Here is an 18,432-nt window from a genome sequence, read left to right as displayed (position 1 = left end):
CCCGCTTTGGCGTTGTTGTAACCAATCGAACCGCTGGCGTGAAAAAAGCACTTGCCATGCCCGGCCATCAGGGCCATAATTCGCGCATTCCAAACGCTTTCAAGTATTAAAGCCTTTATTAATTAAAGAGTTAAATACTTCATTGCGTTGGTATTGCGGGAATAGCTCAGTTGGTAGAGCGCAACCTTGCCAAGGTTGAGGTCGCGAGTTCGAGCCTCGTTTCCCGCTCCAAATTACGGGCTTGTGGATAACTCCGCAGGCCAACAAAAAAAGGACCTTCGGGTCCTTTTTTTTGTTTCCAAAGCACGCCTCTTAAAATCTCCGTCAACCACGCCGAAGTCGTACATCAATCAGTACTCGAAAGGATTGTTGGTTGGGTGATTCCTTTGTGTTGTTCGTTGCAGAGTAGGCAACGGCGCATTGCCTCTGGTTTCTATCCTGGATTCTGCCTAAACAAACGAGGCCGACAGCACGATGAAGTGCGTGCGCAACTGGCTGGTGGTGTTGGCGCGCACCTATCTTATTTTGTGCTAAGCGGCTTATGTTTCGCCGGGATGTTGCCAATGATGCTGATGGGATCGATCGAGAGCAAACGGGCAAGGTGGACAAATTCGACGATGTCTAACCGGCGCTCTCCGTTTTCCACCTTGGCGATAAACGACTGAGGGCGATCCAGCGCCTGAGCCAGACTTTCCTGCGTGACCCCTTTCGCTATGCGCGCCTCGCGCAGCGCCTTGATAACGCGTTGATATTCATCGGAGTAAATGGAAGCCATCTGATCAATTCCGTTAGAAAGACCGGATTGACTATCAATGACGGATTGATTTATCCCAAAATAGGATTAACAGCATCGGCGGTTGATCAGGGTTTATGTCTACTTAACTGTTTTTTATTAATTATTTTCTCTAAAACTGTGGCTATATCGATGGATAGGAGATGCGCGATACAGGCAAATTCCACAACATCCAGCCTGCGTTCACCGTTTTCGACTTTAGCGATAAATGACTGTGGTCGGCCTAACGATTCGGCCAGCCTTTGCTGGCTGATGCCTTTTCTGATTCTGGCTTCCCGAAGGGCTTTGATAACACTTTGATATTCTTCTGAATAAATTGATGCCATCTCGCTAACCTTGACTGATATCCCAAAATCGAATATCAGTCATTTATTTAATTATCCCAAAATGGGATAATTAACGGGATTGGTTATGGAGAGGAGTAAAAAATGGATAAGAAAGACTGGCATCCGGCGGATATCATTGCTGGTTTAAGAAAACAGGGAACAACGCTGGCTGCGGTTTCCAGAGCGGCGGGGTTGGCCTCGTCCACGCTGGCAAATGCGCTGACGCGGCACTGGCCGAAGGGCGAGCGCTTGATTGCCGAAGCGTTGAACAAACGTCCGGAAGAGATCTGGCCTTCCCGCTATCAGAGTATCAGCCGTAGTCAGGCCGGGGTTATCGTCCCGGCCATCAAACAGAAATGCTAGTGCGGAGCAGTGAAACAGCATCCAGCCACGGATGTGGGCTGGATGCCAGTAGCATACAATCGCAGCTGATTAGTTATCGCACTTACCTGGTACGGCTAACTTAACTTGCGATTTGGAAACGACGCGCATACCTTCGCTTTCAGAAACCTGTTCCAGCCCGGCACCGCCAACGAAAACGCCCATTTTGATGTACTGGCGAACAAAGTAGTTCTTACCCGGGGTTACATTGAGCGTCAGGTTATTCGGGGAGAACTCGGATTCTGTCCCCAGCATATGCGATTGACTGGTCGATATTTGCTGATAGAAAAAGACTCTATCGGCGGTTTCTCCGAGGCAGCGTCCATCCAGATAAACGTCTTTTTTTAGTGCTTTCCCAACAAAACTGTCCCTGTACACGTAGAGACCGGCTTTACCGTTTTCCGGTGTAGGGAATGATTTAGCCGTCGCATTTTCAGCATCGCTGGCTAAAGGAACCGAGGCACAACCGCCAAGAAGCATTGAAGAAAGAATTACAACTGCGAAGATTATTTTATTCATCGAATTCTCAAAGAGTTAAAAAAATCGGAATAAGAATAATCTCATTTTATGGATATGTCACGATTAAGGCGTTACCCCTTTTTTTAAAAGAATATTTCCGTACTTTGCACACTCTCCGGTAATCACGATCGCAAAGGCTTTTTGTGCCCGCTCATAAAACGCGTAACGATCAATACGGCAGATTTCCGGGCACGGCGCCTGCAGGGAAAGCGCGTCGCGGTAGCGGGCTTCAACGGCAGGATCAAGGGTATCGCCCTCTACGGCGGCCATCATCACCAGCGGTGGCGCATAGCTGTCGAGTTCAAACAGCGGGATAATGGCCTGCAGTAAATCGTGCACCTTCAGGCCATCGGCACGAATCACCTGTGGCCCCATACTGTGTGCCGGGAAGTGGGCATCCGCAAAAATAATCTCATCGCCGTGGCCCATTTCCGCTAGCACTTTCAGCAGTTCAGGGGAAATTAACGGGGAAATAGTTTTTAGCATTTCATACTCCTTCGATAAGCTCGGGTTCGGTTTGTGGCCGGAAGTAACGGTATTGGTAATTTACCTGGGCCCTGGCCTGTTCCGGGCTGGTAAATTCACCGGCGCCATACCAGCCGAACATTGCCGCGCCGGCCACAGTGGTTTCGGCGTCGTCCAGCACCTTGACTGGAATATTGAGCATATTGGCTTTGATCTGGTTCCACAGCGCGTTGCGGCTTCCGCCGCCGACCAGGAGCAACTCTGCTGCTTTGAAGTGACCAATTTTTTCCAGGGTGCGTAGGTTATGCTGCAATCGTTCCGTTAATCCCTCCAGCGCGGCGCGATAGAGATGGCCCCGGGTGGTGTTGAGTGTCACCCCTTGCCAGCCTGCGTGGGGCGAGGTGAGCAGTTCGCACTGCATCTTCACGCCTTCGGCTCCGGCAGGGATCGCCTGGGCGGCTTCAATCAGCGCTTGCCACGGGGTTTCCGGTGTCCATAGCAGCTTGCGCACCCATTCAAGCACACCGGAAGCCAGCCATTGCATGCCTGGGTTATACAGCCCCGCCTGGCTGTCCAGCTCACAGGTGGAGCCCGTATAGCGGCTGAGCAACGGAGTATTCACCTGGGCGCTGCGCACCATCAGAATCTCCCATGTGCCGGAAGAGAGCACCGGTTCATCCTGCCCAGCGCCTGCGCCAAACAGGGCAAACTGCGTATCGTGCCCAGCGGAGATCACCGGAATACCGGGCGGAAGGCCAAGCAGCTTCGCCGCGTCGGATTGCAGCGTGCCAATCCGTTCGCCCGCTTCTACCAGGCGTGGGAACAGGCGGCGCGGCAACGCGGTGGCCTGTAAAATCTCCGCGCTGAAATCCCGCTTTTGAATATCCAGTATCTGGCTGGTGCCCGCCATGGTGATATCGGTGGTGAATTCCCCGGTCAGGCGATGGTTGAGAAGAGATGAAATAAACAGCCAGGCGTGAGCCTGCTCCAGCAGTTGCGGATGGTTTTCTTTAAGCCACACCAACTTATATAACGTGTTGAAGCCAAACGCGCCGACGCCGGAGATCTCCTGAAGCTGCTGCGGGGGCATAAAACAGCTGATGTTTTCCATCACCGCAGCGGTGCGGGGGCATTTCCAACTGATGACCGGATAGAGCAGCTTGCCGTGTTCATCGACCAGCGCCCCATCAACGCCGAAGGTGGTCACTGTGATGCCGCGGATCTGGCAGGCCGCCAGTTCCGCAGCCAGTTTCCGGCAGCAATCCGCGAAGCGTTGCAGAATGGCCGCCAGCGACCATTGGTGCCAGGCGCTGTTCTCCACGGCAATATCGCTGGCGTTTGCCGTTGCGGCACGGGCGATAATTTTACCCTGTCGATCAACGGCTATCGCCCGTACATTGGTGGCGCCGCAATCGAGGACTAGAATGACTTCATGCTTCATAATCTCTCCTGCAAACAATTGCGCCCTCCTGGTGAGAGGAGGGCGTAACGTATTAACGCTTATACAGCGGCCCATAGTTCTGGCAGGCGCGATAATCCTGGCCTTCGGTGTCCATGCCGTGTGCCGCCCAAGTGGAAGGGCGATAGATTTTCGCCTCTTCCACGTTATGCATGCAGACGGGAATACGCAGCATGGCGGCGAGAGTAATAAAGTCAGCGCCGACGTGGCCGATCGTCAACACACCGTGGTTGGCGCCCCAGTTCGCCATCACCGAATAGACATCGGAGAACGGGCCTTTACCGGTGAGGCGCGGTGCAAACCAGGTCGTCGGCCAGGTAGAATCCGTGCGTTTGTCGAGCGTGTCGTGTACCGCTTGCGGTAGCTCTACGCTCCAGCCTTCCGCAATTTGCAGCACCGGCCCCAGGCCCTTGATGATATTTACGCGAGTCATGGTGAACGGTACGCCGCCTTCGGTCAGGAAGCGGGAAGAGAAGCCGCCGCCTCGGAAATATTCGTGAACCGCCGGGCACCATTCAGTGGCAGCCAGGCAGGCATCTGCCTCTTGTTGCGTGATTTCCCAGTGCGGCTTCATCGTTGGCTTGCCTCCGCCGTCGCGCTGCTTACAGGTACCGTCCAGCGCGGCGGAGCCGGAGTTGATCAGATGAATGATGCCGTGCTCCGCTAAACCGGTCAGAGGCTGGCTCGTCACACGTTGCACTGCTTCTGGGGACCAGTAAGTGCGAACGTCGGCAAAAACCTGGGCTGTGCCAGTCAACTGGTGGCCCAGCAGCATGGCGACGCCATTCAGGCTGTCGTTTTCCGTGGCGACGACAAACGGCTCACGCACGCCGTTCCAGTCAAAGGAACTGTTGAGCAGCGCTTCCGCGGTGTCGCCGTTGGGATATTGATCGGTCCAGTGGCGTTGCCCCTGGAAGCCAGCCGCAATGGCGTTATAGCCCAGTGACTCTTCCACGCGGCCAATGTCTGCCAGTTTGCTGTTGCCCTGCATCATGTCGCGGATGCACATGGCCATTAACAGACTTTCACGCAGTATTGCTCTGTTTTGTTCAGCGCTACGCTGGTACTGTTCGGCGTTTTTATCTTCACCGTAACGGAAATTCAGATCGGCCCAGGCGAGCGCCGTCTCCAGTTCCGCCTCGTCGTAAATTTTCTGATCGATGCGGCGGCGCAGTTCGGTCATATCCACGGACTGCACCTTCATGCCCAGCCAGGATTCGAAGAAGTTGTGATCAACAATGGAGCCAGCAATGCCCATTGAGACACCGCCGAGCGAAAGGTAGCTTTTCCCTTTCAGACTGGCGACGGTCAGCCCCGCTTTGGCGAAGCGCAACAGTTTTTCTTCAACGTCGCCGGGAATCGACGTGTCGCCCGCGTCCTGTACATTTTGACCATAGATAGAAAATGCAGGGATCCCTTTTTGGTTATGAGCGGCCAGTGCGGCAGCCAGATAGACTGCGCCCGGGCGTTCGGTGCCATTAAATCCCCAGATCGCTTTTGGCCGTAGGGGATCCATGTCGATCGTTTCACTGCCATAGCACCAGCAGGGCGTAACGGTAATGGTTAGACCAACGTTCTGGCTGCTGAATTTCTCTTCACAGGCGGCCGATTCCACCATCCCCGCAATACAGCTGTCCGCGATCACACACTCGATTTGCGCGCCACAGGCATGGCGGAGTTTTTCGGTAATAAGCGCCGCGGTGGCTTTCGCCATATTCATGGTTTGCTCTTCCAGCGATTCGCGTATACCCATTCGGCGCCCATCAATAACCGGGCGAATACCAATTTTTGGCAGGCTGATTTTCTTCATGTGTGGTTCCTCATCTCACGTTATGGCGCTCTGTTCAGGTGACCACCGCAGCGATCATCTGAATTTCTTGTTTTTGCTAACTCGAGTTAGCTTAGGTGTCGGCGGGTTTTTTACACAACTTTTTTATGGTAGATATGTGAGTCGCTTCACGAGAAGAGGTTGAAATTTGAGCTACTTCAAATAAATAAAAACAGCATTTATAATAAAATATATTAATAATCATTGTGTTATAAAAAATTGTTTGTTCAGCATCACAATTTTAAAGCAAATGATTTGGCTATTTTGGGCGGCTAAAATAACTTTAAAAGACTCAAGCTAACTCGAGTTAGCAGCATCGGTAAGATAAATTGATGTGACGTATATGAGTTACCAGGAAGTGTTCGCATTCACGGTGACGATGGCCCCCTGAAAATGCTCTTCGCCTGATTCACTGACTGCAGTTTCTGATTATTGAGGAAAGCAGCAATGTCTGAAACATTTTTACAGATGAGTCATATTACTAAGCGTTTCCCAGGTGTATTAGCGTTGAGTAATGTGAATTTTACTTTACGCAAAGGCGAAGTTCATGCGCTATTGGGTGAAAATGGCGCGGGAAAGTCCACCCTGATGAAAATATTATCCGGCGTTTATCAACCCGATGAAGGGGATATCGTTTTTGAAGATAAAACCGTATCGTTTACTAACCCGCTGAGCGCGCAAAATGCGGGTATTACGATTATTCATCAGGAGTTTAACCTTTTTCCTGAGTTAACTGTTGAAGAAAATATATTTATCGGCAGGGAGTTTTGCAAAAATAACCGTTGGCGGCTGGATGAAAAGCAGCAGCGGCAAGCCGCTACTGAGATTTTGAAAAAATTAAACCTGAATATTTCACCCGATACGCTGGTGGGCGATCTTACTGTTGCACAACAACAGATGGTCGAGATTGCAAAGGCTATCTCCGTTAATGCCAAAATCCTTATTATGGATGAACCAACGGCGGCGCTGACGGAAACGGAAATTGAGAGTTTATTTCAGGTGACGCGCCTGCTCAAAGAACAAGGAACCGGGATTGTTTATATCTCACATCGCCTGGAAGAGTTGGCTCTTATTGCCGATCGGGCCACGGTGATGCGCGATGGTCAGTATATCGATACCGTTGATTATGACTCGGTGAAAATCAGCGATTTGATCGCGATGATGGTGGGCCGTGACCTGGGGAATATCTATCCCCGTCGCGAAGCCTGTGCTCACCAGACGCCGGTACTGGAAGTGCGTGGGTTGGCGCGAAAGGGTGTGCTGAATGACATCACCTTTACCCTCCATCGCGGGGAGATTTTGGGTTTTGCCGGGCTGATGGGGGCTGGGCGTACTGAACTGGCGCGGGCTATTTTCGGTGCTGATCACATCGATGCCGGTAGCATTAAACTGAACGGTAAAGAGACGGTAATAAAAGATATTCCCAACGCGATCCAACAAGGTATTAGCTATTTAACGGAAGACAGAAAAAAAGAGGGACTGGCGCTTGGCCTGTCCGTTGAGCGTAATATTATGCTAGGGAATTATCCTGAATACTCCGATCGTTTTGGCAATGTTGATACTAAACGCTGTCAGCAGACGAGCGCGGAACAGGTTAAGGCACTCCGCATTAAAACCCCGCACCTTGAGCAGGCTGCGCTCAATTTAAGCGGTGGGAATCAGCAAAAAATCATTATTGCCCGTTGGGTATGTAAGGACACCGATATTCTGATCTTCGATGAGCCAACCCGGGGAATCGATGTTGGGGCGAAGCTGGAGATCTATGAATTAATGAATCGCCTTGTGGCTAAAGGGAAGTCCATCATTATGATTTCCTCTGAATTACCGGAGGTACTGGGTATGTGCGATCGCATTTTAGTGATGCGTAATGGCCGTATTACCGGTGAACTACATGCGGATAACGCCACGCAGGAAAAAATCATGCAATATGCGACGCTAGAGGATTAAACTATGACCATCTCTGTAACCTCTTCAAACAGCAATAATAAGAAAATAAAAATTAATAAAGAACTTTTGATGCGCCTTGCGCCGCTTTTTAGTCTGATTATTTTAATCATATTTTTCAGCTTCAGTTCGCCATTTTTCTTTAATACTGAAAATATTATGACGATTGCTCTGCAAACCTCGGTAATCGGCATTATGGCGATTGGCGTGACTTTCGTGATTATTACCTCCGGGATCGATCTCTCGCTGGGGTCTGTGGTGGCTTTTTCCGGTGTTGCGGTAGGTATCAGCGCAACGCTTGGTTTACCGCTGCCGGTTTGCATTCTGGCGGGCGTCGTGGCGGGGGGATTATGCGGTTATGTGAATGGGCTATTGGTCACCAAAATGACGATCCCGCCATTTATTGCCACGCTGGGCCTGATGATGTCCGTCAGAGGGATCAATATGGTCATGACCGATGGCCGGGCAATCTATTTTGCTGATTATCCCACCTTCAAAATGCTGGCGCAGGGGCGTTTATTCGATGTGCTGCCATACCCGGTGTTTTATCTCGTTATTGTGGCGCTCATCGCCGGTTACATCCTGAAAAAAACGGTGATTGGCCGCTACGTTTATGCCGTCGGCAGCAATGAGGTGGCGGCGCATCTTTCCGGGATTAAAGTTCAGCGCGTCAAAATTTTTGTTTACGCCTTCTGCGGCCTGCTCACCGGGATTGCCGGGGTCATTTTGGCTTCACGCTTGAATTCCGGTCAGCCTACGGTCGGTGTCGGCTATGAGCTGGAAGCGATTGCGGCGGTTGTCATTGGCGGCACCAGCCTGATGGGCGGGATTGGCACGATTGGCGGCACCATCATTGGCGCATTCATCATGAGCGTGTTGAAAAATGGCTTGAACCTGATGGGGGTTTCGCAGTTCTGGCAGATGGTGGCAATGGGCGTTGTTGTGATCGCGGCCGTTTATCTCGATACGTTACGCAAAAAGATTCGTTGATTCACGCTCCCAGTAGTCACGGGGAACAAGGGCCCTGACGTTAAGGGTGACTCACTCAAAACGGAGTACCACAATGAAAACCAGGCACTTTATCTATGCGTTATCCCTGCTGGCGTGCATCACTTCCGGCGCGTTGGCGAAAGATTTGAATCTCCCGGTGGTTAGTAAAGGTTTCCAGCATGAGTTCTGGCAAACCGTAAAAATGGGGACGGAAGCCGCAGCGAAAGAGCTAGGTGACAAAACCAGCTATGTCGGCCCGGCGGATGAAACCCAGATTGCCGAACAGATTCAGTTGGTTGAAAACGCGATGGCGCAAAAACCCAATGGCTTGCTGCTGGCGGCGCTGGATGCCAATGCGCTCGCCCCGCTGGTGGAAACGGCAAATTCACGCGGTATCAAAGTGGTGACATTTGATTCCGGCGTAAATTCCACTATTCCGGTGAGTTTTGTGGCGACAAATAACCGCAAAGCGGGAGCCGAAGCGGCTGATGCACTTGCGGCGTTGGTCAGTAACAAAGGGAAAGTGGGCATCATTGCCCATGTCGCGGGCACCTCTTCAGCCATTGAACGCTCGGAAGGATTTATTGCCCGGATGAAGGAGAAATATCCTGATATCAGGGTGCTGCCGGTTCAGTACAGCGATGGCGATCCACAAAAAGCGATGGATAAGACCATTGATATGATTCAGGCAAACCCGGATCTTGCCGGGCTCTACGGCACGAATGAAGGATCAACCCTTGGTTTGGCGAACGCCATTGACAGCCAAAATCTGAAAGGAAAAGTTAAAGTGATTGGCTTTGACAGCACCGAAGCCATTATCAACTTCCTCCATTCCGGGGTGATCCAGGGCTTTGTAGTACAGGATGCTTATCAGATCGGCTATCAGGGGATTAAGGCCTTGAATGCCGCGCTGTCGGGGCAAACCGTACCCAAAGAGATTGATATTCCGGTGAAGTTTGTCAATGCGCAGAATATCAATACGCCGGAAATTGAAAAGTTATTGCATCCATTCGGCAAGAAATAAAATCGTGTATAGCCTCTTTTCCCCTTATTAGCCAGCGTCAGGGAGTCATTATGGGTAGTGGATATTTCCTTGGAGTGGATGTCGGTTCCGCCAGCGTGAGAGCGGGAGTGTATGATGCCAGCGGCACGCGGCTGGGGTTTGCCACACGCCCTGTTTCTCAATTCCGGCCTGGCGGGGAACGCGTGGAGCAATCTTCCGCTGAAATCTGGCGGCAGGTTTGTCTGGTGGTAAAAGAGGCCGTGGCAACGGCCGGAATTCCCGCCACCGCGATTCGCTCGTTGGGCTTTGATGCGACTTGTTCGCTGGTTGCTCTGGACGCCCGGGGCGAAGGGTTGGCGGTGTCGCCTGGCGAGGCGTCCGAGCACGACATTATTATGTGGATGGATCACCGTGCAACGGCAGAGGCTGAACGAATAAACGCCACGCAGGATCCCGCACTACGTTACGTTGGTGGGGAAGTGAGCGTTGAAATGGAACTGCCTAAAGTGCTCTGGTTGAAAAACCATTTTCCAGCAACCTGGCAGCGTACCCATCGTTTTTTCGATCTGGCGGATTTTCTGGTGTGGAAAGCCACCGGTAATGATGTCGCCGGGCTGTGTACGTTGACTTGCAAATGGAACTATTTAGCGCACGAACAGCGCTTCAGTCGTTCCTTGTTGGCGGCCGTCGGGCTTACTGACTTGCTCGGTAAAATTCCCGCGCGGATCCTTCCTCCCGGGGCCGCTGCGGGAACGCTGAACGCTGCCGCCGCCCAGGCATTGGGGCTGACGACGGAAGTTGTGGTGGCAAGCGGGATGATTGATGCCCATGCCGGCGGCGTTGCGTTGGCTGGCGTGCAGCCTGCAGGTACTCTGGCGCTGATTAGCGGAACGTCTAACTGCCATATGTTATGTAGCGAACAAGAGATACATACGGCTGGCGTTTGGGGGCCTTACTGGTCTGCGATGCTTCCGGGCTACTGGCTGACGGAAGGTGGGCAAAGCGCCGCTGGATCGCTGGTGGACTGGACGCTCCAGGAAGCGGGCGCCAGTGCCGGGCTGTTTCTCAAGGCCGAACAGCGCGGATGCCATCCGGTGGTGTTAGTCAATGAGTGGGTGGCGGCACTGGAAGAGAAAGAACCTGAACCGACACGTAATCTGCATGTCCTGGCCGATCATCATGGCAACCGTTCGCCGCGGGCCCGCCCTGATGCCAGAGGGAGCGTTTGCGGCCTGACTCTGGAGAGCGGCGAGCCTCAATTGGCGCGTTTGTACCTCGCTACGCTGCAGGCTATCGCCTGCGGCACGCGGCATATTATGGATGCCATGCGTGAAAGTGGCCATACGATTTCCCGGCTGACGTTATGCGGCGGTGCAACGCACAATGCGTTGTGGCTGCGTGAATATGCGGATGCCACGGGCTGTGATATCCATCTCATGCAGGAGGAAGATGCCGTAACGCTGGGGGCGGCGATTACCGGGGCAGTGGCAAGCGGTAGCTGGCCTGATTTCTCATCGGCATGCCAGGCCATGGTGGCACCGGGAGAGGTGATTAAGGCAAATCCCGCGAGACAGGATTTTTTTGAGCGTAAATATCAGGTTTATCTCGCGCTCTGGGAGCAGCAACAGGTGCTTAACCGCCTGATGCAGTAAGACAAATGTGCAAAATAATTTTATGATTGTGAATTGACGTTTGGATGTTAACTGGGGCACATACATGGCTAAAACAGTGGAACAGATAGCCAGCGATCTGAATTTATCGGTGACGACCGTAAGACTGGTGCTGAATGGCAAGGCTGAACAATACCGAATCAGCGTCAAAACACAAACGCGCATTAATGAATATGTTGAGCGGTATGGTTATGTCATTAACTATTCAGCCCGTAGTTTGAAGCTGAATAAAACAGATACCCTGGGGCTGATCGTGCCCAATATCTCCAACGTCTTTTTTGCCACGTTGGCAGAAAAACTCGAACAGCGTTGCCGCCGTTCTGGGTACCAGTTAATGATTAGCTGTACTTACGATGATGTTGATTATGAAAATAAATTAACTAAAGCGCTCATTGCCCGCAATGTCGACGGTCTTTTTATTGTGCCTTCGACGTTGGAGAACCAGCAACATCATCTACGTCAGGTGAGAAAACCCATGGTGTTGCTTGACCGTGATTTTAAGTATACGGATAACGCCCTGGTAGAAAGCCATAATATCGCGGGCGGTGAGCGATTGACGCAAGATTTACTTGAGGCAGAAAAACTGCCGGTATGGTTTTTAGTCGGGGATTGCGGTCTGCCAAGCATTAGCGATCGTCTTGCCGGTTACCTTAATGCGTTGGCCAAAAAAGGGATCTATCATCGTGAATGGGTGCGTGAAGGGCCCGTTAACAACCCCGAAGGGGGATACCAGATTATGGAAAAGTTGATCGACGAGCAGGGGTGTCCGCAGGCGTTTATCGCCTCGTCACTCCCGGTGTTGGAAGGGGCGGTGAAAGCGATCCGCGATCGCTTCGGCGGCGTACCGCCCGAGATCAATATAGGTACGTTCGATGAACACCCCATGTTGGGCTTTCTGTCTAATAACGTGTGGTCAATGCAACAAGATGAACATGTCTGGGCGGAAAAGGCTTTCGATATGATGCTTAGTGCTATTGAAGATCATCCGGTGAAAGAGACCGTGAAAGTTGAAATGAAATTAATTAAACGTGTAAGAAAATAATAATACGCGAACATTATTAAAATAGAACAACCTACTGAATATTTATTACTATTCAGTGGTTGCTCTTACCTAAAATCTGACCTGTCTTTATTTTTATTCGTGATAAAGACGAGGGGAACTGTATCCGGAGAATAAAGATGGAAAGAGCAAATTTATCTTGTGAAATAATTGAAACCTGCCTTGAAATGACGCGCCTTGGCTTAAATCAGGGGACGGCGGGAAATGTTAGCACACGATATGATGACGGCATGCTGATTACGCCCAGCGGTATCCCTTACGAAAGACTGACTGAAAACATGATCGTCTATGTTGATCAGCAGGGGCATTACGAAGAAGGGAAGTTACCCTCCAGCGAGTGGCGCTTTCATCTTGCCGCTTATCAAATCCGGCCAGATGCTAATGCCGTTGTTCATAATCATGCCATTCATTGCACGGCCGTTTCGATCCTCAACCGTCCTATCCCAGCCATTCACTACATGATTGCCGCCGCCGGGGGGAATTCCATTCCATGCGCGCCGTACGCCACATTCGGCACACAGGCGTTATCAGAATTTGTTGCGGTAGCCCTCAAAAACCGCAAAGCAACGTTGCTGCAGCACCATGGGCTGATAGCCTGTGAAGTTAATTTAGAAAAAGCGCTGTGGCTGGCGCATGAAGTTGAAGTGCTGGCGCAACTGTATCTTAGCACGCTGGCGATTACCGACCCGGTGCCGATTCTGGATGATGATGAAATTGCTGTAGTGCTGGAGAAATTTAAAACCTACGGACTACGTATTGAAGAGTAATTTCGCAAAGCGGAAGGAGATAGAAAATGGCGAACAGAATGATTCTGAACGAAACGGCATGGTTTGGCCGGGGGGCGGTGGAGATATTAACCGATGAGGTTAATCGCCGTGGTTATCATAAGGCATTGATTGTGACTGATAAAACGCTGGTGGAGTGCGGCGTGGTCGCGAAGGTGACCGATAAGATGGATGCTGCCGGGTTAGCATGGGAAATTTATTCTGGTGTGATCCCCAATCCGACTATCGGGGTGGTAACAGAGGGGCTGGGCGTATTTGCGCAAAGTGGCGCCGATTACCTTATCGCTATTGGCGGGGGCTCTCCGCAGGATACCTGCAAAGCGATTGGCATTATCAGCAATAACCCCGAGTTTGCTGATGTACGCAGCCTGGAAGGCCTGTCGCCGACGCGTAACCCCAGCGTGCCTGTGATGGCCATTCCAACGACGGCGGGAACGGCAGCGGAGGTGACCATTAACTATGTGATCACTGATGAAGAGAAACGCCGCAAGTTTGTCTGTGTCGATCCGCATGATATCCCGCAGGTGGCGTTTATTGATGCCGACATGATGGACGGCATGCCGCCCGCGCTCAAAGCTGCGACCGGCGTTGATGCATTGACCCACGCGATTGAAGGCTATATCACCCGTGCCGCCTGGGCGCTGACCGATGCGCTGCATATCAAAGCGATTGAGATTATTGCCGGCGCGCTGCGCGGTTCGGTTGCCGGCCAGCGTGATGCCGGGGAGGCGATGGCGCTGGGGCAATACGTTGCCGGGATGGGATTTTCCAACGTTGGGCTAGGGCTGGTTCACGGTATGGCGCATCCGCTGGGGGCGTTTTACAACACCCCGCACGGTGTGGCGAATGCCATCCTGTTGCCGCATGTCATGTACTACAACGCGGAATATACCGGCGAGAAGTTTCGCGATATTGCCCGTGCGATGGGCGAGAAAGTGGAAGGGCTGAGTCTGGCTGATGCGCGTAATGCCGCTGTGGATGCGGTGTTTGCACTTAATCGCGACGTCGGTATCCCGTTACACCTGCGCGATGTTGGGGTACGTAAGGAAGATATTCCGGCGCTGGCGCAGGCCGCATTTGACGATGTGTGTACCGGTGGTAACCCGCGTGAAGCGAGCCTTGCCGACATTATCGAGCTGTATCACGCCGCCTGGTAGTGCTGTGAGATGGCCATTAAGGGAGCCTGTACCGGATTTTGTATACCTGTTTTCTCTCACAACTGACCGGCCAGACGATCAGCGAACTTGATAATAAAGCGGCATCGTCCATTTCTGCGATGCCGCCTGGATTGCCCGCCACGCCGCTCTCACGCTCGCCGCACCGCGAACCGCCCGATAAACGTCTCCACGGCCAGCCGCACCCAGCGGTCCAACTGCTCGACCGAGGGCCGTGAGCCGGGGTGCAACAACCCTTCCAACTGGCCTTCGGTGCGCACCATGCTGATGAAAAGCGAAGCCGCAGTCTCTGCGCCGATGGTGTGGATGTCGATATCACCCGCCCGCGAGGCATCGCTTAACCGCTCGGCCACCATCGCCGTCACCATTTTAGGGCCGGCCAGGTAGAAGAGCCGACCGGCCTGCGGAAAACGCGGCGCCTCGGCGACCACCACGCGGAACAGCGCCACGCCGGTATCAGACAGCACAATATCCAGATAGGCCCTGCCGATGTCCGTCAGCGTTTTGGCCAGGTTGCCCGGCGCCGGTTGGATCGCCTTAACGGTGGCGGCCATTACCGCGCACTGGCGATCAATCACTGCGGTAAACATGGCTTCTTTACTGGGAAAACACGCGTACAGCGTCTTTTTCGAAACCCCGGCCTCCCGTTGGATCATGTCCGTCGTCGCTGCGCTAAAGCCGTGCGTCAGGAACACCGCCGCGGCGGCATTCAGGACAACGGCCGTTTTTTCATCATGGGGATCAGCAGTTTCGCTCACGGGGGCTCCTGGGTTGCAGTGAAGGCCAAATACTGCCGGCAGTATACCTATCGGTTTCCAATCAGAAAACCTATTCATATTGTGAATGTTTGGTAATTGACGTGTTACGGATTAATCTATAGGATACCGATCGGTATCCATTGGCGCAGCCCGTTCGCGATGCCCCTTTGTTTGTAATGGTTAAGTAAAGAGACCAGCTAGTACTGCTCTCGGTTTGAGGAAATAAATGAATCGTTCTGCCCGATGCGGATTGTTGTATCAAGGCCCCCCTGCGTTAGCACTTCTTCTGTTATTGGCTGGCTGCAGCACCGTCCCCTCGGTGCAGGCGCCATCGATTGGCCCGGCAACGGCGGCGTTGCAGGCGCGTGAATCGGCAGTCAGCAGCCAACCCGCCCTGAGCGATGCGCCGGCACCGGCGCGCTGGTGGGCACTGTTCAATGATGCCACGCTGCTGTCGCTGGAATCGGCGGCGGGCGCCAACCTGGATCTTCAGGCGGCGGCGCTGCGGATTGAAGAGAGCCGCGCACAGTTAGGGATCGCCGATGCAGCCCGCCAGCCCACCCTGGCGGCCGATGCGGGCTATGCACGTTCGGCCATCAGCGAGAACTCGCCAACCCACCGCCTCGGCGCCCCCACCCGTGGTTACGACACTTGGTCGATGGGGCTACAGGCTGCATGGGAGCTCGATTTTTGGGGCCATTTGCGCCATGTCGGCGAATCCGCCCAGGCGAACCTGGAAGCGGCTTCCTATGGAAAAGCGGCGGCGGAAGTTTCCGTTACGGCGGAGATCGCCCGCACCTATCTGCTGTTGCGTGGCATACAGGCGCAGGCGGAACTGGTGGAAGAGAACCAGCGTATCGCCCACGATCTGGTGCGCATGGCGGAGAGCCGCGAGCGCAACGGCGTTGCCAACCGCTTCGATGCGGCATCGGCGCGTGCGGATGCCGCCGAACTGTCGGCGCGCTTAACGCAGTTGAACCACCAGCGCGATGGCTTGATGAATGCCTTAGCGCTGCTGTTGGGCAAACCGCCGCGTGAGCTTGATACGCGCCTGGCGGCGGCGAAGCTGCCGGCGATGCCGGCGCAACTGCCGATTGGTGTGCCTTCCGAGCTGGCCCGGCAGCGGCCGGATATCCTGCAGGCGGAGGCGAAGCTGCGTGCCGCCGTGGCAGACATCGGCGCCGCCCAGGCCGATTTCTACCCGCGCATCAGCCTGACCGGTTCGCTTGGCGTGCAGGCGTTTGATCTGACGGATCTCGGCAGTTGGGATTCCCGCCGCTATTCGTTCGGACCAACGCTTTACCTGCCGATCTTCGAAGGCGGGCGGCTGCGCCGCCAACTGGAACTGAGTGAAACGCGCCATACGCTGGCGGGCATCGCCTATCAGCAAACGGTGCTGCGCGCCTGGCATGAAGTGGACGATGCGCTGGGCGCCTACGCCAGCGAGCTGAAGCGGCATGAACAACTGCAAACGGCGCTGGAAAATAACCAGATAGCGCTGACTGTCGCGCAGCGTTCCTATCAGGAAGGCACTGCGGATTTCACCACTGTGTTGATTGCCCGCCGCACGCTGCTGGCGAGCCAGGCGGAACTGAGCGACTGCGCTACCGCTTCGGCGCTGGCGGTGGTCGCGCTGTATCGGGCGCTGGGTGGCGGCTGGTCACCGGCGCTGCAGGCTGAAACGGTCAGGGCGCCGTCATGAGTGCGGCCGTGTCTGCGCCTGCCGCCGCGTCGTCGCAGCCGGTATTTGGCGTCCGGCTGGCCGTCGGGTTGTTGGGGGTGCTGCTGGCCGCGATGGTGGCGGGCCTGAGCAGCCGGGTGCCTGCGTTGGTGCTGGTGGATATGCAAGGCGGGCTGGGCTTCGCGAAAGACGATTTCTCTTGGCTTTCCACCGCCTATTCGGCTGGCGAACTGGCGGCGATGCCGTTTGCCGCCTGGTTCGCGATTACGTTCTCGATGCGCCGCTTCCATTTAACGATGCTGGCGGCGGCGATGGTGCTCGCCGCCGTGCTGCCCTGGGTGCGCGATCTGCACTTGCTGTTGGCGCTGCGTGTGCTGCATGGCCTGTGCGCCGGCTCGCTGGTGCCGATCCTGATGATGGCGGCCCTGCGTTTCCTGCCCGCGCCGATCCGGCTGCACGGCCTGGCGCTGTTCGCCATGACCGCCACGCTGTCGCCCAATGTGGCGCTCTGGCTGGCCGCCCTGTGCGTCGATCATCTGGAAAACTGGCGTTGGGCCTATTGGCATGTGATCCCGCTCGGGCTGATCGCCATGGCGATGGTCGGCTGGGGTATCCCCAAAATGCCGCCGGCGCTGCCACGGCTGAAACAGGCGGACTGGTTTGGTATGGCGCTTGGCCTGCCGGGCCTGATGCTGTTGGTGGTCGGTATCGATCAGGGCGTTCGCCTGGACTGGTTCAACTCGCCGGTGATCGTTGCTTCGCTTGGCGTTGGCGCGATCTTCACGGCACTGTTTCTGGTGTGTGAGTGGTTCCACCCGGCGCCGTTCGTCCGGTTGGATCTGCTGAAGCGCCGCAATATCTGGCTGGGTTTTATCGCGCTGCTCGGCCTGCTGGTGGCGATGTTTGCCGGCGTCGGGCTGCCGGCCAACGCGCTAGCCGGCCTGCACGGTTTTCGCCTGGCACAGACCGCGCCGCTGGGGCTGATCGTCGGGCTGCCACAACTGGTGCTGGGCTCGTGCGTGGCGGTGCTGCTGTATCAGCGCTGGGTCGATGCGCGCTACGTTTTTGCCGCCGGCCTGGCCTGCATGGCGGCGGCCTGTTGGTTGGCTTCAGGGATTACCGATGAATGGATGGTACGCCAACTGCTGTGCGCTACGCTGCTGCATGCCATTGGCCAGCCGTTGGCTATGGTGGCGATGCTGTTTCTGATTGTCAGCGTGGTGCAGCCGATGGAAGGGCCGTTCCTTGCCGGCCTGGTGAATATCGTGCGTGTGATAAGCACTATCCTGGCTGGTGCCTTCATCGGTCAATTGAACCTGCTGCGCACCCGCTTCCACTATGAGGCGCTGCGCGATCAGACCGGCAACCTGATGGCCCATTGGGACGGTTTTGCTAGCTCGCCCACCGCATTGGCCGAGCAGATTGCCCGGCAGAGCAGCGTGTTGGCGGTGGCGGATGTCTATCGGGTTATCGGCCTGATACTGCTGCTGATGATCCCGCTGGTACTGAAGTTCCAATACATTCCCGCGCCCGTGGTGCCGCGGATGGTGCCATCTGCACCGCCGAAAACCCAGGCCGGCACAGCTTCCTGATTA

17 protein-coding genes and 1 tRNA gene are annotated in these 18,432 nt (G+C 54.4%); 11 read left to right on the top strand and 7 right to left on the bottom strand.

Annotation, left to right across the window (positions count from 1 at the left end; translation table 11 throughout):
• Window positions 1-155 precede the first annotated feature (155 nt).
• A tRNA-Gly gene (locus ACN28Q_RS10145) sits at window positions 156-231 on the top strand.
• 289 nt (window positions 232-520) lie between these two features.
• Here the strand turns inward: ACN28Q_RS10145 and ACN28Q_RS10140 are convergent.
• Both ACN28Q_RS10140 and ACN28Q_RS10135 read right to left on the bottom strand, forming a co-directional pair.
• Window positions 521-775, bottom strand: coding sequence for a helix-turn-helix domain-containing protein (locus ACN28Q_RS10140; RefSeq protein WP_095846242.1), 255 nt, complete (start codon window positions 773-775; stop codon window positions 521-523).
• Between the two features lie 86 nt (window positions 776-861).
• Complete coding sequence (locus ACN28Q_RS10135; protein WP_095846241.1) at window positions 862-1,119, bottom strand: helix-turn-helix domain-containing protein; 258 nt, start codon at window positions 1,117-1,119, stop codon at window positions 862-864.
• Window positions 1,120-1,221: 102 nt separating this feature from the next.
• Here ACN28Q_RS10135 and ACN28Q_RS10130 point away from each other — a divergent pair, with 102 nt between their 5' ends.
• Window positions 1,222-1,482 (top strand): helix-turn-helix domain-containing protein, encoded by a 261-nt coding sequence (locus ACN28Q_RS10130; RefSeq protein ID WP_095846240.1) that lies wholly within the window; start codon window positions 1,222-1,224, stop codon window positions 1,480-1,482.
• A 69-nt stretch (window positions 1,483-1,551) separates the two neighbouring features.
• On the opposite strand, the gene ACN28Q_RS10125 is transcribed toward ACN28Q_RS10130, so the two are convergent.
• The 4 genes from ACN28Q_RS10125 to fucI all read right to left on the bottom strand — a co-directional run bounded on the left by ACN28Q_RS10125 (window position 1,552) and on the right by fucI (window position 5,753).
• Complete coding sequence (locus ACN28Q_RS10125) at window positions 1,552-2,019, bottom strand: DUF2846 domain-containing protein (RefSeq protein WP_095846239.1); 468 nt, start codon at window positions 2,017-2,019, stop codon at window positions 1,552-1,554.
• A gap of 63 nt (window positions 2,020-2,082) precedes the next feature.
• Window positions 2,083-2,505, bottom strand: coding sequence for an L-fucose mutarotase (gene fucU / locus ACN28Q_RS10120; RefSeq protein WP_095846238.1), 423 nt, complete (start codon window positions 2,503-2,505; stop codon window positions 2,083-2,085).
• Between the two features lies 1 nt (window position 2,506).
• A complete protein-coding gene (gene fucK, locus ACN28Q_RS10115; protein ID WP_095846237.1) occupies window positions 2,507-3,925 on the bottom strand; it encodes an L-fuculokinase in 1,419 nt (472 codons plus the stop codon).
• Window positions 3,926-3,977: 52 nt separating this feature from the next.
• On the bottom strand, window positions 3,978-5,753 hold the full coding sequence (fucI, locus tag ACN28Q_RS10110) for an L-fucose isomerase (protein WP_095846236.1): 1,776 nt from the start codon (window positions 5,751-5,753) through the stop codon (window positions 3,978-3,980).
• Between the two features lie 465 nt (window positions 5,754-6,218).
• On the opposite strand from fucI, the gene ACN28Q_RS10105 reads away from it, so the two are divergent.
• From ACN28Q_RS10105 to fucO, 7 genes are all read left to right on the top strand, one after another.
• Window positions 6,219-7,718, top strand: coding sequence for a sugar ABC transporter ATP-binding protein (locus tag ACN28Q_RS10105; RefSeq protein ID WP_095846235.1), 1,500 nt, complete (start codon window positions 6,219-6,221; stop codon window positions 7,716-7,718).
• 3 nt (window positions 7,719-7,721) lie between these two features.
• A complete protein-coding gene (locus ACN28Q_RS10100; RefSeq protein ID WP_095846234.1) occupies window positions 7,722-8,705 on the top strand; it encodes an ABC transporter permease in 984 nt (327 codons plus the stop codon).
• Between the two features lie 73 nt (window positions 8,706-8,778).
• Window positions 8,779-9,729, top strand: coding sequence for an ABC transporter substrate-binding protein (locus ACN28Q_RS10095; protein WP_095846233.1), 951 nt, complete (start codon window positions 8,779-8,781; stop codon window positions 9,727-9,729).
• 50 nt (window positions 9,730-9,779) lie between these two features.
• The gene (locus ACN28Q_RS10090) at window positions 9,780-11,360 is read left to right on the top strand and encodes an FGGY-family carbohydrate kinase (RefSeq protein WP_095846232.1); all 1,581 of its coding nucleotides are present in this window, start codon (window positions 9,780-9,782) and stop codon (window positions 11,358-11,360) included.
• A 64-nt stretch (window positions 11,361-11,424) separates the two neighbouring features.
• Window positions 11,425-12,420: a LacI family DNA-binding transcriptional regulator gene (locus ACN28Q_RS10085; RefSeq protein ID WP_095846231.1), complete on the top strand. Its 996-nt coding sequence runs from the start codon at window positions 11,425-11,427 to the stop codon at window positions 12,418-12,420.
• A gap of 137 nt (window positions 12,421-12,557) precedes the next feature.
• Window positions 12,558-13,205, top strand: coding sequence for an L-fuculose-phosphate aldolase (fucA, locus tag ACN28Q_RS10080; RefSeq protein WP_095846230.1), 648 nt, complete (start codon window positions 12,558-12,560; stop codon window positions 13,203-13,205).
• Window positions 13,206-13,231: 26 nt separating this feature from the next.
• Window positions 13,232-14,380, top strand: a complete 1,149-nt coding sequence (fucO, locus tag ACN28Q_RS10075) for a lactaldehyde reductase (protein ID WP_095846229.1) — start codon at window positions 13,232-13,234, stop codon at window positions 14,378-14,380.
• A gap of 149 nt (window positions 14,381-14,529) precedes the next feature.
• Here the strand turns inward: fucO and ACN28Q_RS10070 are convergent, their stop codons facing one another.
• Entirely contained in the window at window positions 14,530-15,156 is a 627-nt protein-coding gene (locus ACN28Q_RS10070; protein ID WP_230469514.1) for a TetR/AcrR family transcriptional regulator, read from the bottom strand.
• Between the two features lie 226 nt (window positions 15,157-15,382).
• On the opposite strand from ACN28Q_RS10070, the gene ACN28Q_RS10065 reads away from it, so the two are divergent.
• Window positions 15,383-16,858, top strand: coding sequence for an efflux transporter outer membrane subunit (locus ACN28Q_RS10065; protein WP_095846227.1), 1,476 nt, complete (start codon window positions 15,383-15,385; stop codon window positions 16,856-16,858).
• Window positions 16,855-18,429 (top strand): MFS transporter, encoded by a 1,575-nt coding sequence (locus tag ACN28Q_RS10060; RefSeq protein ID WP_095846226.1) that lies wholly within the window; start codon window positions 16,855-16,857, stop codon window positions 18,427-18,429. The genes ACN28Q_RS10065 and ACN28Q_RS10060 overlap by 4 nt, the downstream gene beginning before the upstream one ends.
• The last annotated feature ends 3 nt before the right edge of the window (window positions 18,430-18,432 follow it).

The sequence above is a fragment of the Gibbsiella quercinecans genome (genome assembly GCF_002291425.1).
GTDB classification, from domain to species: Bacteria; Pseudomonadota; Gammaproteobacteria; order Enterobacterales; family Enterobacteriaceae; genus Gibbsiella; species Gibbsiella quercinecans.
The sequence above is the reverse complement of the archived record's forward strand: the minus strand, read 5'-3'. Positions and strand labels throughout refer to the sequence as shown.